The 15,416-nt window shown below is 38.2% G+C and carries 16 protein-coding genes; 1 reads left to right on the forward strand and 15 read right to left on the reverse strand.

What is annotated here, in order from left to right; all coding sequences use genetic code 11:
• Positions 1–10: 10 nt before the first annotated feature.
• The 8 genes from gatB to RZ55_RS04775 form a co-directional block, all read right to left on the reverse strand.
• Complete coding sequence (gene gatB / locus RZ55_RS04740; RefSeq protein ID WP_034531560.1) at positions 11–1,432, reverse strand: Asp-tRNA(Asn)/Glu-tRNA(Gln) amidotransferase subunit GatB; 1,422 nt, start codon at positions 1,430–1,432, stop codon at positions 11–13.
• Positions 1,432–2,892, reverse strand: a complete 1,461-nt coding sequence (gene gatA, locus RZ55_RS04745; protein ID WP_053791924.1) for an Asp-tRNA(Asn)/Glu-tRNA(Gln) amidotransferase subunit GatA — start codon at positions 2,890–2,892, stop codon at positions 1,432–1,434. Before gatA ends, gatB begins: the two co-directional genes overlap by 1 nt.
• A gap of 5 nt (positions 2,893–2,897) precedes the next feature.
• Entirely contained in the window at positions 2,898–3,203 is a 306-nt protein-coding gene (gene gatC / locus RZ55_RS04750; protein WP_034531556.1) for an Asp-tRNA(Asn)/Glu-tRNA(Gln) amidotransferase subunit GatC, read from the reverse strand.
• A 63-nt stretch (positions 3,204–3,266) separates the two neighbouring features.
• A complete protein-coding gene (locus RZ55_RS04755; protein ID WP_081034511.1) occupies positions 3,267–4,367 on the reverse strand; it encodes a CamS family sex pheromone protein in 1,101 nt (366 codons plus the stop codon).
• 18 nt (positions 4,368–4,385) lie between these two features.
• Entirely contained in the window at positions 4,386–6,404 is a 2,019-nt protein-coding gene (ligA, locus tag RZ55_RS04760; protein WP_054605720.1) for an NAD-dependent DNA ligase LigA, read from the reverse strand.
• Between the two features lie 11 nt (positions 6,405–6,415).
• Complete coding sequence (pcrA, locus tag RZ55_RS04765; protein ID WP_143444194.1) at positions 6,416–8,677, reverse strand: DNA helicase PcrA; 2,262 nt, start codon at positions 8,675–8,677, stop codon at positions 6,416–6,418.
• Positions 8,678–8,783: 106 nt separating this feature from the next.
• Positions 8,784–9,359, reverse strand: a complete 576-nt coding sequence (locus RZ55_RS04770; RefSeq protein WP_053792870.1) for a xanthine phosphoribosyltransferase — start codon at positions 9,357–9,359, stop codon at positions 8,784–8,786.
• Positions 9,340–9,906 carry a glycoside hydrolase family 73 protein gene (locus RZ55_RS04775; protein ID WP_080997743.1) on the reverse strand — a complete coding sequence of 189 codons (567 nt, stop codon included), beginning with the start codon at positions 9,904–9,906 and terminating at the stop codon, positions 9,340–9,342. The genes RZ55_RS04770 and RZ55_RS04775 overlap by 20 nt, the downstream gene beginning before the upstream one ends.
• A 240-nt stretch (positions 9,907–10,146) precedes the next feature.
• Between RZ55_RS04775 and RZ55_RS04780 the strand changes: the two genes are divergently transcribed.
• Complete coding sequence (locus RZ55_RS04780; protein ID WP_034534428.1) at positions 10,147–10,416, forward strand: hypothetical protein; 270 nt, start codon at positions 10,147–10,149, stop codon at positions 10,414–10,416.
• A 19-nt stretch (positions 10,417–10,435) separates the two neighbouring features.
• Here the strand turns inward: RZ55_RS04780 and RZ55_RS04785 are convergent, their stop codons facing one another.
• From RZ55_RS04785 to RZ55_RS04815, 7 genes are all read right to left on the reverse strand, one after another.
• Positions 10,436–11,035, reverse strand: a complete 600-nt coding sequence (locus tag RZ55_RS04785; RefSeq protein ID WP_054605722.1) for an ECF transporter S component — start codon at positions 11,033–11,035, stop codon at positions 10,436–10,438.
• A gap of 138 nt (positions 11,036–11,173) precedes the next feature.
• Positions 11,174–11,566, reverse strand: coding sequence for a 30S ribosomal protein S9 (rpsI, locus tag RZ55_RS04790; RefSeq protein ID WP_034531546.1), 393 nt, complete (start codon positions 11,564–11,566; stop codon positions 11,174–11,176).
• Between the two features lie 13 nt (positions 11,567–11,579).
• Positions 11,580–12,023, reverse strand: a complete 444-nt coding sequence (gene rplM, locus RZ55_RS04795) for a 50S ribosomal protein L13 (protein ID WP_034534424.1) — start codon at positions 12,021–12,023, stop codon at positions 11,580–11,582.
• 121 nt (positions 12,024–12,144) lie between these two features.
• Entirely contained in the window at positions 12,145–12,945 is an 801-nt protein-coding gene (gene truA / locus RZ55_RS04800) for a tRNA pseudouridine(38-40) synthase TruA (protein WP_054605723.1), read from the reverse strand.
• Positions 12,946–12,954: 9 nt separating this feature from the next.
• Complete coding sequence (locus tag RZ55_RS04805; protein WP_054605724.1) at positions 12,955–13,749, reverse strand: energy-coupling factor transporter transmembrane component T family protein; 795 nt, start codon at positions 13,747–13,749, stop codon at positions 12,955–12,957.
• Positions 13,742–14,617 (reverse strand): energy-coupling factor transporter ATPase, encoded by an 876-nt coding sequence (locus tag RZ55_RS04810; RefSeq protein ID WP_057175882.1) that lies wholly within the window; start codon positions 14,615–14,617, stop codon positions 13,742–13,744. The genes RZ55_RS04805 and RZ55_RS04810 overlap by 8 nt, the downstream gene beginning before the upstream one ends.
• Positions 14,587–15,414 (reverse strand): energy-coupling factor transporter ATPase, encoded by an 828-nt coding sequence (locus RZ55_RS04815; protein ID WP_081006663.1) that lies wholly within the window; start codon positions 15,412–15,414, stop codon positions 14,587–14,589. Before RZ55_RS04815 ends, RZ55_RS04810 begins: the two co-directional genes overlap by 31 nt.
• Between the last annotated feature and the right edge of the window lie 2 nt (positions 15,415–15,416).

Raw genomic sequence — 15,416 nt, forward strand, 5'->3', positions numbered from 1 at the left:
CTCCTAAACTTTATTTATTAATGGATGCCATTAATAACTTGTTAACAACTTGTGGGTTAGCCTTACCACGAGTTTGTTTCATAATTTGACCAACTAAGAAACCAATAGCACGGTCTTTACCATTATGGAAGTCTTCCACAGATTGTGGGTTGTTTGATAGAACTTCGTCAATAATTGGCTGTAATTGTGCTGGGTCAGATAATTGAACCATTCCGTTGTCTTCAACAAACTTCTTAGGTTCTTTACCTTCAGTAATACCCTTGAAGACTTTCTTAGCCATCTTAGATGAAATAGTACCATCTTCAATTAGCTTAATCATTGTAGCTAAGTTTTCAGGTGTGATTTCAGTTTCAGATAGGTCTTTTTGTTCATCATTCAAGTAAGCGTTAACGTTAACTTGTAAATAGTTAGATGCCATCTTAGGATCTGCACCTAATTTAATCATGGCGTCGAAGAAGTCAGCCATTTCCTTAGTTTGAGTAAGAACCATTGCATCGTAGTCCTTCAAACCAAAGTCGTTAACGTAACGTTGACGACGACTAGCTGGCATTTCAGGCATTGAATCGTTAATTTCGTTGATCCATGCGTCTGTGATGTCTAGTGCCGGTAGGTCAGGTTCTGGGAAGTATCTGTAATCATCCGCACCTTCCTTAACACGCATTAGGACAGTCTTACCAGTTGTTTCATCGAAACGTCTAGTTTCTTGTTGAATTTCGCCACCAGCCATAATTACACGTTGTTGACGTTTTTCTTCGTATGCAAGACCTTTTCTTACGTAGTTAAATGAGTTCAAGTTCTTTAATTCGACCTTAGTACCGAATTCTTTTTGACCGTATGGGCGAATTGAAACGTTAACGTCCACACGCATTGAACCTTCTTCCATCTTAACGTCAGAAATTCCTGTAAATAGGATTCTTTCACGTAAAGCTTCAAGGTAAGCATATGCTTCATCAGGTGAAGCAATATCTGGTTTTGAAACAATTTCGATAAGTGGAGTACCTTGACGGTTCAAGTCAACGTAAGAGAACTTGTTCCCGTGGGTATTCTTACCGGCATCTTCTTCAATGTGCATTTCTTCGATACCGATTTTCTTCTTCTTGCCGTCTACTTCGATTTCAATCCAACCATCATGCGCATCAGGAGTATCCTTTTGTGTGATTTGGTAAGCCTTTGGATTATCTGGGTAGAAGTAGTTCTTACGATCAAAGTGAGGGTGTTTTTCAACTTCAGCGTGTAGTGCTAAAGCAGCCATAATACCTGATTTAACCACACCTTTGTTGGTTGATGGCAATACCCCTGGGTATCCCCAATCGATTACGTTGGTGTTTAAGTTAGGGTCAACCCCGTATTGTACGGGAGATGGACTGAAAATCTTAGAGTTAGTCTTTAATTCAACGTGGACTTCTAGTCCAATTGTAGTTTCAAAGTTCATTATTGTGCTCCCCCCATCTTTGGATCTTGCTTATGGAAATCAGTGTTTTGTTCGAAAGCGTAAGCAGCTTGGTATAGAGTTGATTCATCAAATGGCTTACCGATTAATTGCATACCAATTGGTAGTCCGTCTGAGAAACCTGCAGGAACTGACATTCCTGGAAGACCAGCCATGTTAACAGGAATGGTTAGAATATCATTCATGTACATAGTGATTGGGTCTTTTTCATCCTTCAAGCTGTAAGCTGGCGTAGGAGCTGTTGGAGTTAAGATCACATCGTAATCTTGGAAAACCTTCTTGAAGTCGTCAATGATTAAAGTACGAACTTCAGCGGCCTTCTTGAAGTAAGCATCAAAGAAACCAGCTGATAGTGAGTAAGTACCAACCATGATACGACGCTTAACTTCATCACCAAAACCTTGTGAACGACTCTTAACGTATAGTTCTTCTAGGTTCTTAGCATCTTGCGCTCTGTAACCGTAACGAATACCATCGAAACGTTGTAAGTTTGATGATGCTTCTGAAGGAGCAATAATGTAGTAAGCTGCTACACCGTACTTACTGTTTGGAAGAGATACTTCTTCAACAGTTGCACCTAATTCACGGTACTTGTCAGCAGCGGCTAAAATAGCGTCTTGAACATCCTTATCAACACCTTCGCCTAAGTATTCCTTAGGTAAAGCAATCTTCATACCTTTAACACCCTTATCGATGTTTGCAGTAAAGTCAGGAACTTCCTTGTTTGAACTTGTCATATCATGTTCATCTTTACCGGCAATGGCATTTAGAACGACGGCGTTGTCTTTAACAGTTCTAGTCAATGGACCGATTTGGTCTAAACTTGATGCGAATGCAATTAATCCCCATCTAGATACACGACCATATGTTGGTTTCATACCAACGATACCGTTAAATGATGCTGGTTGTCTGATTGAACCACCGGTATCTGAACCTAGTGATACTAAGACATCCCCTGCAGCAACTGCAGCAGCGGCACCACCTGATGATCCACCAGGTACCTTGTCTAGGTTCCATGGGTTCTTAGTCTTACCATGGAATGAAGTTTCAGTTGAACCACCCATGGCGAATTCGTCCATGTTGGTCTTACCAATGTTGATAGTACCTGCTTCTTTCATTTTAGCAACGGCTGTACCATCGATGATTGGTTTGAAGTTTGATAGCATCTTTGAACCTGCAGATGTTAATACACCCTTGGTTAACATGTTATCTTTCATTGCAACTGGAATACCTGATAATACGTTATCTGGGTCAATTCCGGCCTTATCAATTTCTTGGGCTTGCTTAATTGCATTTTCTTCATCGAAAACGACGAAAGCGTTAATATCTTCATCGTTCTTCTTAGCATTTTCAATTGTTTGTCTTGTTAATTCTTCGGCGGTAATATCACCATTAACTAGGCTTTCGTGAATGCTAAAAATATCTTTTCCTAAATAGTCCATCTTCACTAGTCCCCGCTTTCATCAATGATTGTAGGTGTTCTAATTAATCCGTCGGAAACGTCTGGTGCGTTATCTAGTAATGCATCCCTTTGTCCCCAATTATCAGCAACATCTTCTCTCATAACGTTAATTTGATCTGTAACACTAAATGTTGGTTCGACATTGCTAGTATCTACATCATTTAAGGAATCAAAAATTCCCATGATACTACCTAATTGGTCAGTAAAGTATGGTAGTTGTTCATCGGTTAATTCTAGCTTAGCCAATGATGCAACGTGACTTACTGTCTCTTTACTAATTTTTTCAGACATCGTTGTTCCCTCTTTCTTATATATATTTGATAATACTGCTATCAGTATTTTAACACATTCACATTAGTAACTGGTAAAAACGTGAGTATAGAAATTCTTTGATCCAGTTTTTCTTGATAGGAAACTTTGAATTCCTTCTGAAGAACTAACTTGGATATCAATTGGAATGTTGTTTGGTAAGTACTTCTTAGCTGTAGAAGCGACGTATTGAGTGAAACTAATGATTTCACTTTGGCCATAGAATTGAGTGGTGATGTTAACGTGTAGACCACGTAAACTTCCATCAACGTAATGAGCTTGAGCGGTAACACCACTTAAGTTAGGGAAGAACTTTTGTACTTGGTTCTTGAAGTTTTCAAAAGCATCTTCGTCATTACTGTTAACTTCACTAGTTGAACTATCTGGTAGGACATAGTTCTTAATATCTAGTGACTTCCAGTTATCAACACTGGTTGATCCGGCCTTATTAACTGAGTATGAGTAGAAGTTACCTCCGACTAAACTATCGTTAGATGCTTGTTTGTATAAAGCAATCACGATTGGAATGTTCTTTAGGTCCTTCTTTTGTCTTAAGCGTTGTAATACCTTGTCGGCAATTTCCTTACCTTGTTTTTCAATATCACTATCGCTTAATTTCTTTTGATAAACGGCACCATAAGCTTCCTTACGGTAGTAGTAAACGGAGTTGATTCCAAGACCAACGGTCATTCCCTTAATCTTTAGAGAACCATGACTTTGTTCCATGAAATCTTGTTCGTCCATTTGTTGTAAGTAAAGTGGTTCCTTAGTATCACTACCTGATGGGTTTAAACCATCAGGATTGTTCTTACTCTTACGACCTAACCAATCTTCGGCAGTGCTAGTGTCGATGTATTGGCCTTCTTGTAGGATGTATGTATCTGTTGGGAATTGATCCTTTGAGATACTTAGTAATCCATTTTCAAACCCTTTTAGGTTCAATTGGTTGTCATTTTGTTGAACAGAAACCCCTCTGGATTTACTTGTTAAGTAATGACCATTCTTAATTACACCTTGATAATAATTGCTATTAGTTTGGGAAATAACTTGAGTACCAGATGAACTGCTACTGTTATCATTGCTTCCACAAGCTACTAACACTAATGCACTTAGTAGTGCTACAAATAAAACGTTTAATTTTTTCAATTTGCTTTCCTCCACAAATCACTTAGTTTCATTAACTACAGCAATAAAATCTTGTTCGGTCCATACATCTACGCCGAGGCTTTGGGCCTTTGTTAACTTACTTCCGGCATCTTCACCGGCGATTAAAACATCAGTCTTCTTAGAAACACTTCCGGTAACTTTAGCTCCATGGTTTTCTAACCATTCACTAGCCTTTGGACGTGTCCATTCTGAAAGTTTTCCAGTTAAGACCATTGTCTTTCCAGCAACTGGTGAATCAGAAGTATCAATATCCTCTTGGGTAGCTCCTAGATATTGCATGTTCACGCCAACTGATTTGAACTCATCAATTAGTTTTTGTGCTTCCGGATTCTCGAAGTAAGTCACAATGCTGTCAGCGATTGTTTGACCCATTCCGTTAATCTCAGAAATGTCTTCAGCACTGGCTGCCATTAGTTTATCCATGTCACCGAAGTGTTCAGAGATAATTCTAGCGGCCTTGGCACCGACGTGTCTGATTCCTAAACCAAATAATAATCTTTCAACGGAATTACTACGGCTATTGTCAATTGCCGATAATAAATTCGTAGCAGACTTGCTACCAAACTTATCTAGGGTTTCAAGTTCTTCTTGAGTTAATTTATACAAACTAGCCGCATCATCTAACATGTGACGATCAAATAGTTGTTGGACAATTCTTGGACCCAATCCATCAATGTTCATCGCATTTCTGGAAGCAAAGTGATTAATTTGTTCACTCAATTGAGCTGGACACTTTGGATTAATACATCTCAAAGCAACTTCATCATCCAAGTGAACTAGCTTATCACCACATGATGGACAAGTGGTTGGAATGACATATTCCACACTGTCAGCTGGACGTTTGCTTGGAATATATTCAGAAATTTCTGGAATGATATCGCCCGCCTTGTGCAACTTAACAGTGTCACCAATGCGGACACCCTTTTCTTCTAAGTAATCAGGGTTGTGCAATGATGCCTTGGAAACCTTAGTACCTGCTAGTTGAACTTCATTCATGATGGCAGTTGGTGTAACCACACCGGTTCTACCAACGGTCCATTCGATATCTAATAGCTTAGTTTCCACTTCTTCTGGTGGGAACTTGTAAGCAATCGCCCATTTTGGCACCTTCACAGTGGTTCCGATTTGTTCTTGTAAGGATAAATCATTTTCCTTAATAACAATTCCATCGATACCATAGCTTAGTTCATCACGACGTTGTGTGTAATATTCAATGTAGTCATGAACATCATCTATATTTTTAATCACACGGTATGTGGGATTAATGGTGAAACCTAAATCCTTGAGTTCTTCCAATAATCCTGCTTGGGTATTAGTTTCTAGATCATCGTAGTTAGCAACGTTGTACATAAAGGTACTTAGTTTACGATGAGCGGTAACCTTTGAGTCTAATTGTCTTAGACTTCCGGCTGCCGCATTACGTGGATTGGCAAAAACTGATTCACCATCTTTTTCACGTTGTTCATTTAATTTCACAAAAGATGACTTAGGCATGTAGCATTCGCCACGCACCTCGATGTCGATTGGACGAGTTAACTTTTGTGGAATTGATTCAATCGTCTTTAGGTTGTTGGTGATGTCTTCACCAATTGTTCCGTTTCCACGAGTTGAACCTTGAACTAAAATCCCGTTTTCATAGCGAAGTGAAATTGCTAAACCATCAATCTTTAATTCACAGTTGTACTCGGTGATTTCTGGATAGTTCTTATCCAATCGGTCGATGAAGTCCTTTAGTTCTTCTTCAGAGAAGACATCCCCTAAAGAAAGCATTGGAATTTCATGGTTGACCTTATTGAAGCCGGGTAAGGTTTGGCCCCCAACGTTTTGGGTTGGTGAATCACTAGCGATTAAATCTGGATGACTAGCTTCGATTTCTTGAAGTCGACGGTAGCTCATATCATAAACATGATCTTCTACACTTGGACTATCTTCTTGATAGTATTGACGACTCCATGTCTTTAGTTGGTCTTTTAATTTATTGTATTCAGTTTGAATATCGTTAATTTGATCAGTCAATTAGCTCACCTCTATTGAACTTTTTGAATTGGTGCGAATGCAGCTAATAGTCTCTTTAATCCTTTGTCTGGGAAGGCGATATCTAGTTCCATATCTTCGCCAGTACCGTTAACTTTAACGACAGTGCCTGTTCCCCAGGCCTTGTGTTCAACCTTGTCACCAACGGTCCATGCCTTCTTGTCAGCACCAGTCCCTTCAGGTTTTTGAACCTTCTTAGCTGGTTGCTTGTAAGCACGTTGTTGTGCAAAGCGCGCATTACGTTGGCTTCTGTTTGAATCAAATGGTGTCTTTACAGTGCTGCTTTGTGCAAAGTTGTTTTCTGATTCAATCAATTCAGGTGAAATTTCGTTTACAAAACGTGATTCAGGATTAGTTTGACGACGACCATATAACATTCTTGAGAACGCGTTGGTTAAGAATAGTTTTTCTTGCGCACGGGTAATTCCCACGTATGCTAAACGACGTTCTTCTTCTAGTTCCTTTTCGTTTTCCATTGAACGACCTAGTGGGAAGATTCCTTCTTCCATTCCCATTAAGAATACGACTGGGAATTCTAGCCCCTTGGCAGCATGAAGTGTCATTAGGGTAACTTGTGGAGAGTTTTCTTCGACGTCGTCTTGTGCGGAAACTAAGGCTAGATCTGCTAAGAAGTCAGTTAATGGTTCGTTACCATCTTCGTTGTCTTCTTCGCTTCTGTTGGTATCGAATTGTTGAGTTACTGAAATAAATTCTTCAATATTTTCAATTCGGGCCTTGTTTTCAAGTGAGTTGGTCTTCTTTAGTTCTGCTAGGTAACCAGTGTCATCCAATACGTGTTGGGCAACATCTGTTACGCTACCTTCTTTGGCAACCTTTTGAATCTTAGTCATCACGTTGGCAAAGTCAGCAATTGAGTTTCTAGCACGACTTGAAAGTGTGTTGTTTAAATCAACGTTCTTGGCAGCTTCTAGCATTGACCAGCCGTTTTCACCGGCGAAAATTCTTAGTTTATCAACACTTGATGCACCAATTCCACGTTTAGGTTCATTGATGATACGTTCTAAACTCATCGAATCACTTGGGTTAGCAACTAGTGTTAGGTAAGCCAAGATGTCTTGGATTTCCTTTCGGTCGTAGAACTTGTGTCCACCAACAATGTTGTATGGAATGTTTGATTTTAGAAGTGTTTCTTCAATGATACGTGATTGAGCGTTGGTACGGTATAGGATAGCAAAATCATTGTATGAGTAATGCTTTTCTTCCATAATCTTTTGAATTTGGGTAACTGCGAAACGTGCTTCATCAATTTCGCTTTGGCCACGGTAGTATGAAACCTTGTCCCCTTCTTTGTTTTCAGTCCAAAGGTTCTTGGCCTTTCTAGCAACGTTGTTTTGAATAACGTCGTTAGCAGCACTTAAGATGTTCTTAGTTGAACGGTAGTTTTGTTCAAGCAATGTTGTGTGAGCATCGTTGTAGTCATCTTGGAAGTTCAAGATGTTGTTCATGTTGGCACCACGCCAACCGTAGATACTTTGATCAGAATCCCCAACAACACAGATGTTTCTGTACTTCTTAGCAAGCATAGTAACTAGTTTGTATTGAGCTTCGTTGGTATCTTGGTATTCATCGACGTGAATGTATTGGAATTTGTTTTGGTAGTATTCCAATGTTTCCTTATCTGATTCAAACAATTGGATGGTTAACATGATTAAATCATCAAAGTCCAATGCTTGGTTTCCGTGAAGATGTTTTTGGTATTCGTCATAAACCTTTGATACAGTTTCTTCAAATGGGCTGTTGTGGTCGATTGATTCACTGTATTGAACTGGGTCTAATAAATCATTTTTAGCGTTTGAAATAGCTGAAAGAATTGCTCTTGGGTCGTTCTTCTTAGGATCAATATCGAAGTCCTTTAGAATTCTCTTTACCAAGGTTCTTTGTTCACTACTACCGGCAATGGTAAATGCACGGTTAAAACCAATCTTATCTATGTGTCTTCTTAAAATTCTGACACATAGAGCATGGAAAGTAGAAATCCAAACGTCGTTTCCACCGTAATCTAGTAGGTTCGAAACACGTTCCTTCATTTCACGAGCTGCTTTATTGGTAAAAGTAATTGCTAGGATATTCCATGGCAATACGTTTTTTTCTTCGATTAAGTAAGCAATGCGATGGGTTAAGACACGGGTCTTACCACTACCTGCACCGGCCATTATCAATAGAGGACCTTCGGTACATAATACTGCTTCTTTTTGTTTATCATTCATTCCTGAAATTAAATCGTTTACTGGCACAAAAAACACAATCCTCTCAAATTTATATATAGTTTAATTATATCATAGCTGGGCATATTTTCATTTAGCACCAAATAAAAAAGTCGGCAAATTATGCCGACTCTTTTTAATCTTCTACAAAAGTGACTTTGTCGTTATCTAGTGATTTAATTTTCGCAAGTGATTCTAGATGAATCCCTGTCTTTTCAATCAAATCGTGGCCCTTTTGATATGATTTTTCAATTACGATACCAATTCCATTAACTGATACGTTAGCTTGTTTAGCTACGTCCAATAATCCTTGAACAGCTTGGCCATTGGCTAAGAAATCATCAATGATTAGTAGACGGTCATTGGGTTGAATAAATCTTTTATCGATACTAATTTGGTTGCTGGTTTGTTTAGTGTATGAATATACCTCACTAGTATATACGTCATCTGTTAGTGTTAAACTTTTGTGTTTTCTAGCAAACACAACTGGTACATCCATATATAATCCAGCCATTACTGCAGGAGCAATTCCGGAAGATTCAACAGTTACGATTCTAGTAATGTCGTCATCCTTAAATAGTCTGGCAAATTCCTTACCCATTTCAGCCATCAATTTAGGATCAACCTGATGGTTTAGAAATGCATCAACTTTTAATACATCCCCAGGTAGTACACGTCCGACTTCTTTAATCTTATCTTCCAGTAGTTTCATTTGATGTTCCTCCTGTAGTGGTAGTTTGTTTATCATATTGATATAGCTTGTATTTACGGATGATTTCAATAATCTTATTGCGATATGTTGGATCAGTCGCATATCCGTCAACTTGTAGCCCCTTTGCAGCAGCAACGTAATTATCTGAGTCAATTACATCCTTATACTGATTTGGGTTCCAATCAGTCCCATTTACGAGCAATAGCGCGTGGCTTTCGACTGACTCGGACCAACTGTTATACACTCTAAAACGACCCGTGATGGTGATAAATTGGCCGTTTACGAACTCTTGGGTAGAAAGATTCACAGATGGTTGGTTTCCCGACGCTTTAACACCGTATAAGTTATTATATTGACTAGATAATTGACTAGTTCCCCAGTCTGACTCGAGGATTGCTTGGGCCAAACTGATACTAACTAGGATGTTGTAACGTCTTTGCACGTCATTTGCGGCCGGTAATAAAGCATTGATGAACTTACGATGCCTCTTTAACACATTCTGTTGTGTATATGAATCATACGTGTAAATGCGATCAAATATCTTCATCCCGCCTGCGAATAAGAGTACGCCAACGATTAAAATAAAAATAAGACATCCAAAGTTAGATGTTTTCTTCTTTCTTCTTTTTCGATATCTTCTTTTACTCACAGAATCTCTCCTTATATTATTTAATATTCTAAACTATTCGCTAAAAAAAGAAAATCAAATTTTAACTTAAATATTGTTTAATTGACAAATGACTCATTTTTCTGTAATTTTAAGGTATAAGTTAGGAGATGTATGCTTTTGGTAAAAGATAAATTAACAAGCAATGACAAGTCACCATTTGATGTTGGTGACCAAGTTTCATTCATGCTAGAAAAGAAGAAATTCCAAGGAATCATTGAAAAAGGATACAACAACTCATACATGATTGGTTTTCAAACTACCGATCCTGCATTAGAGGACAAATACCACGGAAAGATCGTTATTAACAACAAGAACATCACCATGGTAAAAGAAGGACCTCACAACTCAAAAGGTAAAAACAAGGATAGTGAATCCGACGAAAAGTAATAAAAAAGCACTGATGACATTAGTCATCGGTGCTTTTTTTGCGTATTTTCAATAGTGGTGAACCAATCACTGGTACCAATGCACCAGAAAGAATGGCTTCCACTAATCCGTTGGTTGCTGCTACGAATAATAGGTATGGTAGTAGTTGATCAACATTAATGTGGTAGATGTTAAATGCATCCCCGCGGTAGAATAGATAGACCAAACCTAATAACACAACGGTGTTGACTAGTGAACTGACGAACCCAGTGATTGACATATACATGCGATATGGCTTGTTAGGTTTGTATAATCGTTTGAAAATTAATCCAGCGACTAAACCAACTAGGATTCTTGGTAGAACAGAAACTAGTGGGTTCGTAAATACATAGATTGCCAATGGACTAGTTGGCCACCAAAATGCGCGGACAAATGTGATCAATCCCCAAACACCACCGACAATTGCCCCCTCTTTAGTGCCAAGCAGAATTGCAGCTAATACAACTGTGATTGGAATGATGGTAACACTAAGTGGTCCAATTGGAATGTTTCCCAATCCAGGGATACTTGTTTGTATGATAATTATTGCGATAAACACGGATAAGATGTTCATCTTATAAGCTTTATTTCTAATGATCATCATCTCCTCTTTGAGATTTTACTTTCATATAAAACAACATTGAATATTAAACACTATTTTAATTAATAAGTCCACTTATGTATAAAAAAAGAACTTCCACACGGGAAGTTCTTTTGAAAACAAAAAGATAAGTGTATCTTAACGTTTTGAGAATTGACCAGCTTTACGAGCTTTCTTAAGACCTGGTTTCTTACGTTCTTTCATACGAGCGTCACGAGTTAATAAACCGGCACTCTTTAATGAAGCACGGAAGTCAGGATCTACTTCTAGCAATGCACGAGCGATTCCGTGACGAGCTGCACCAGCTTGTCCTGAGAAACCACCACCGTTAACATTGATTAAAGCATCGTAGTTACCTGATGTTTCAGTAACATTGAATGGTTGCATTACCACTGCTCTTAAGTTAGGGAATGGAATGTAATCTTCAATATCCTTTTTGTTCATAACAACTTTACCAGTACCGGGTACTAAAATTACTCGGGCTACTGAGTCTTTACGACGGCCTGTGCCGCGATATTGTACTTGAGCCAATTAAGTTTCCTCCTTAAATTAGGTTATTAATGTCTAATACTTCAGGGTTTTGTGCTTGGTGAGCATGGTTAGCATCAGCGTATACGTGTAAGTGTAGTAATTGCTTGTGAGCTAATGTACCACTTGGTAGCATACCTTTAACTGATGTTTCAACTAACTTGTCTGGAGTATCATTTAACATTTGACCAGCAGTTTTTTGTTTTAGACCACCTAAATAACCTGTGTGGTGGGAGTATAGCTTATCGCTAGCTTTACGACCTGTTAATGCAACTTTTGAAGCATTAATAACAATAACGTTATCGCCAGTATCTACATGAGGTGTAAATGTTGGCTTGTTTTTTCCTCGTAAAATAGAAGCAACGACAGTTGATAGACGACCTAAACTGATATCAGTTGCGTCAATGATGTACCACTTGCGTTCTACTTCACCTGGTTTTGCCATATATGTTGTACGCACTTTAATCTTCCTCCATGTTTCTGTGTTTGTTCGACACCAATATAAGTTTCCGGGGCTTATTGTGGGGCAAACAATACCATGCTTTATACTACAATTTTTTAATTATAAAGTCAACCTAAAATCATCTTTGATGATGAGGTAGTTTTGTAGGATGTGCGGGATCATCTCCCTCATAGTATACATGTTTTAAGTATAGTCCGCTAGCGGGAACCGTTCTTCTTGCTTCAGTACGATCCTTAACTTTGTATAGTCTTAAAATATCATGTACATCCCTTGAACCTGAACCAATTTCAACTAAGACCCCTACTATGATTCTAACCATGTTATATAGGAAACCATTACCGTAAAATTCGAATATTAATTCATTTTCTTTTTCATCAATTCGACATTTTGCTTCGTAGATGGTTCTGACATTAGTTCTAGCTGATGAACCTGAGGCAACAAAACTAGTAAAGTCATGTTCACCAATCAAGTCTTTTAGCGCAATGTTAATCTTGTCAATATCAACCGGGAATCTCCATTGCGCTGTATATCTTCGTTTGAATGGATTACGGAATTCGCCCATATCCATTCGATACATGTATCGTTTCCCTGATACATCGTATCTAGCGTGAAAGTTACTTGGAACCTTTTCTACCTTTTTAATTTGAACATCCAAAGGTAGCATGCTGTTCAATGCCTTTAGCATGTTTTCTTCAGGAAGGTCGTATGGAAAGTCAAAATGAGCGACCTGTCCTAATGCATGAACCCCTGCGTCTGTTCTACCTGATCCATACACAGTAATTGCTGGGTCCGGATCTTTAGCCATCTTATTAACAATCTTGGTTAAGATTCCTTCGATGGTTCTTTTCTTTGGCTGACGTTGGAAACCGTAAAAGTCGGTTCCATCATAAGCCATCGTGATTTTATAACGATATGACATTTCTATTATCTAACTCCTATATATAAATATAACTATCGCCATGACTAAAATTAATAGCATGCATACAAAATCATTTGGTTTCCATTTAAATGTATGAAAGTGAGAACGTTCCTTATTAGTCTGATATCCCCTTGCTTCCATTGCGATACTTAAATCATCGGCATGCTTAAAGGCACTGACAAACAAAGGTATCAATAATGGGACAAACGCCTTAACACGTTTGATTAGTCCCCCATCACCGAAGTCGACACCACGAGAACGTTGTGCATCCATGATTAATTTAGTTTCATCCGTTAAAGTTGGCACAAATCTCAATGAGATTGAAATCATCAAAGAGAAAGTTTCAACCGGGAAGTTAAATCGCTTTAGTGGTTTCAATAGCGCACTAATGCCTTGTGAGATTTCAAGTGGTGATGTCGTTAGTGTCAACACTGTCGACATCGCAATAATTAGCATAAAACGAATTGTTAATACGACTGCGTTTAAAATTCCATAGCTTGTTAGTTTAACAATTCCCCATGAAAAGTAAACGTGACCACCTGATCCAAAGAATACCTGAATCATGACTGTGAAGATAATCACCCACAGCATTGGCATTAATCCTTTAATGAAGTATCCAAAGGAACACTTTGATAACAAGACGAATAACAACACAGTGGCTGCCATCACGACGTATGTAATTAAATTGTTGGCAAAGAAAACCATGATGATATAGGCAAATGCGATTAACATCTTGGCGGCTGGATTCATTTTATGAATTAGTGAGTTACCAGGAAGGTATCTTCCAAATATAAAGTTATTCATCCTTATCTTCATTCCTTAATTTATTAATGATGCCGTTAATTAATTCGTCCGCGTCTAAAGATAACTTATCTAGTGTTACACCTTTATCAGCCAAATCCTTGGTAATCTTAACAGTCTCAGGTACTTGTAAATCATACTTATTCAAGAAATCTACGTCCGTGAATAGCTCGTCAGGATAACATTTTTTAACAACCTTACCGCCACTCATCACGACTACTCGATCAGAATATTTGGCGACGTCATCCATTTGGTGACTAACTAAAACGATTGTCATGTTTTCTTCTCGATTAAGTCTTCTAATTAAATCGAGGATATATTGTTGTCCCTCTAAATCTAAACCAGCAGTTGGTTCATCCAACACTAGAATTTCTGGGTTCATTGCTAAAACACCAGCAATCGCTACCCTTCTCTTTTGACCACCTGATAAATCAAATGGTGACTTCTTCAATAGGTCATGGTCTAAATGAACCAGGTCAGCTGCATGCATCACAGTATCGTTTAGTTCGTCTCCGGTAACGCCAAAGTTACTTGGACCAAAGGCAATGTCTTCCTCCACTGTTTCCGCAAACAATTGTTGTTCTGGAAACTGGAATACCATGCCAATCTTTTGACGGAGTGGCTTTAGGTGCTTGTTATTAGTACGACTTGTTATTTCCTTATCACCGATTGTGACACTACCACTAGTTGGTTTTAATAAGGCATTAATATGTTTAATCAATGTCGATTTTCCACTACCAGTCTTACCGATAATTGAAACAAAAGAACCACTCTTTATCTTCAATGAGACATCTTCTAGAGCATGAAATTCTAATGGCGTGTTTTCTTGATATACGTGGCTTACATTTTTGAATAATATTGCGTTATCCATTCTACAATCTCCTCGTCATTCAAATAGTCATCAGAAATATCAAAGCCCTCTTCCTTCAATCTCAAACGTAGTTGTTCTGAGAAAGGTAGCTTCAAACCATATTCCTCGACATTGTCTAATTCAGTGAATAGCTTTTGTGGAGTGGTATCTAGTACCATCTTACCGTCACGAATTAGAATCGTACGATCTGATTTTTCGATTTCGTTAATATCGTGTGAAATCGATAATACAGTTAGATTATACTTTGTTCTAACCTCATTAATCAAATTTGTTATTAAGTATTTTGCTTTCGGATCCAACATGCTAGTGGCTTCATCCAAGATAATAATCTTGGGGTTAATGGCTAGAATCCCCGCAATCGCAACACGTTGCTTTTGTCCACCTGATAATCTAGTTGGGTCCTTTTCAGCATAGTCCAGCATATCAACGTCGGTTAATGCCTTTTCGACGGCAGTCTTCATCTTGTCTTGTGGCATGTTTCTGTTTTCTAAACCAAATGCGATATCGTCTTGAACTGTTGATGCCACAAATTGGTTGTTAGGATCTTGGAAAACAATTCCAATTCTATCTCTTATGTCATTAACAGTATCTTCGTTTAATTCAATTCCATCAACTTTGATACTGCCGCTTTGGGCCTTTAATAAACCATCTAGTAAGCTAATTAGTGTCGATTTTCCACTACCGTTTTTTCCGATAATGGATACCCATTCACCTTCATTAATATCAAAGGATAAATCATTTACAGCAAAGTTGGTTGAATCAGTATATTTAAATTTTAGGTTTGATACATTGATAATCT

Source organism: Apilactobacillus kunkeei (assembly GCF_001421115.1).
GTDB lineage: Bacteria > Bacillota > Bacilli > Lactobacillales > Lactobacillaceae > Apilactobacillus > Apilactobacillus kunkeei_F.

What these genes read in the sequence shown, in the direction of transcription:
- RZ55_RS04775 (WP_080997743.1), bottom strand. Translation starts at nt 9,906, where the DNA reads ATGAAGATATTTGATCGCATTTACACGTATGATTCATATACACAACAG.
- gatC (WP_034531556.1), bottom strand. Translation starts at nt 3,203, where the DNA reads ATGTCTGAAAAAATTAGTAAAGAGACAGTAAGTCACGTTGCATCATTG.
- RZ55_RS04785 (WP_054605722.1), bottom strand. Translation starts at nt 11,035, where the DNA reads ATGATCATTAGAAATAAAGCTTATAAGATGAACATCTTATCCGTGTTT.
- RZ55_RS04805 (WP_054605724.1), bottom strand. Translation starts at nt 13,749, where the DNA reads ATGAATAACTTTATATTTGGAAGATACCTTCCTGGTAACTCACTAATT.
- truA (WP_054605723.1), bottom strand. Translation starts at nt 12,945, where the DNA reads ATGTCATATCGTTATAAAATCACGATGGCTTATGATGGAACCGACTTT.
- RZ55_RS04770 (WP_053792870.1), bottom strand. Translation starts at nt 9,359, where the DNA reads ATGAAACTACTGGAAGATAAGATTAAAGAAGTCGGACGTGTACTACCT.
- gatB (WP_034531560.1), bottom strand. Translation starts at nt 1,432, where the DNA reads ATGAACTTTGAAACTACAATTGGACTAGAAGTCCACGTTGAATTAAAG.
- gatA (WP_053791924.1), bottom strand. Translation starts at nt 2,892, where the DNA reads ATGGACTATTTAGGAAAAGATATTTTTAGCATTCACGAAAGCCTAGTT.
- RZ55_RS04810 (WP_057175882.1), bottom strand. Translation starts at nt 14,617, where the DNA reads ATGGATAACGCAATATTATTCAAAAATGTAAGCCACGTATATCAAGAA.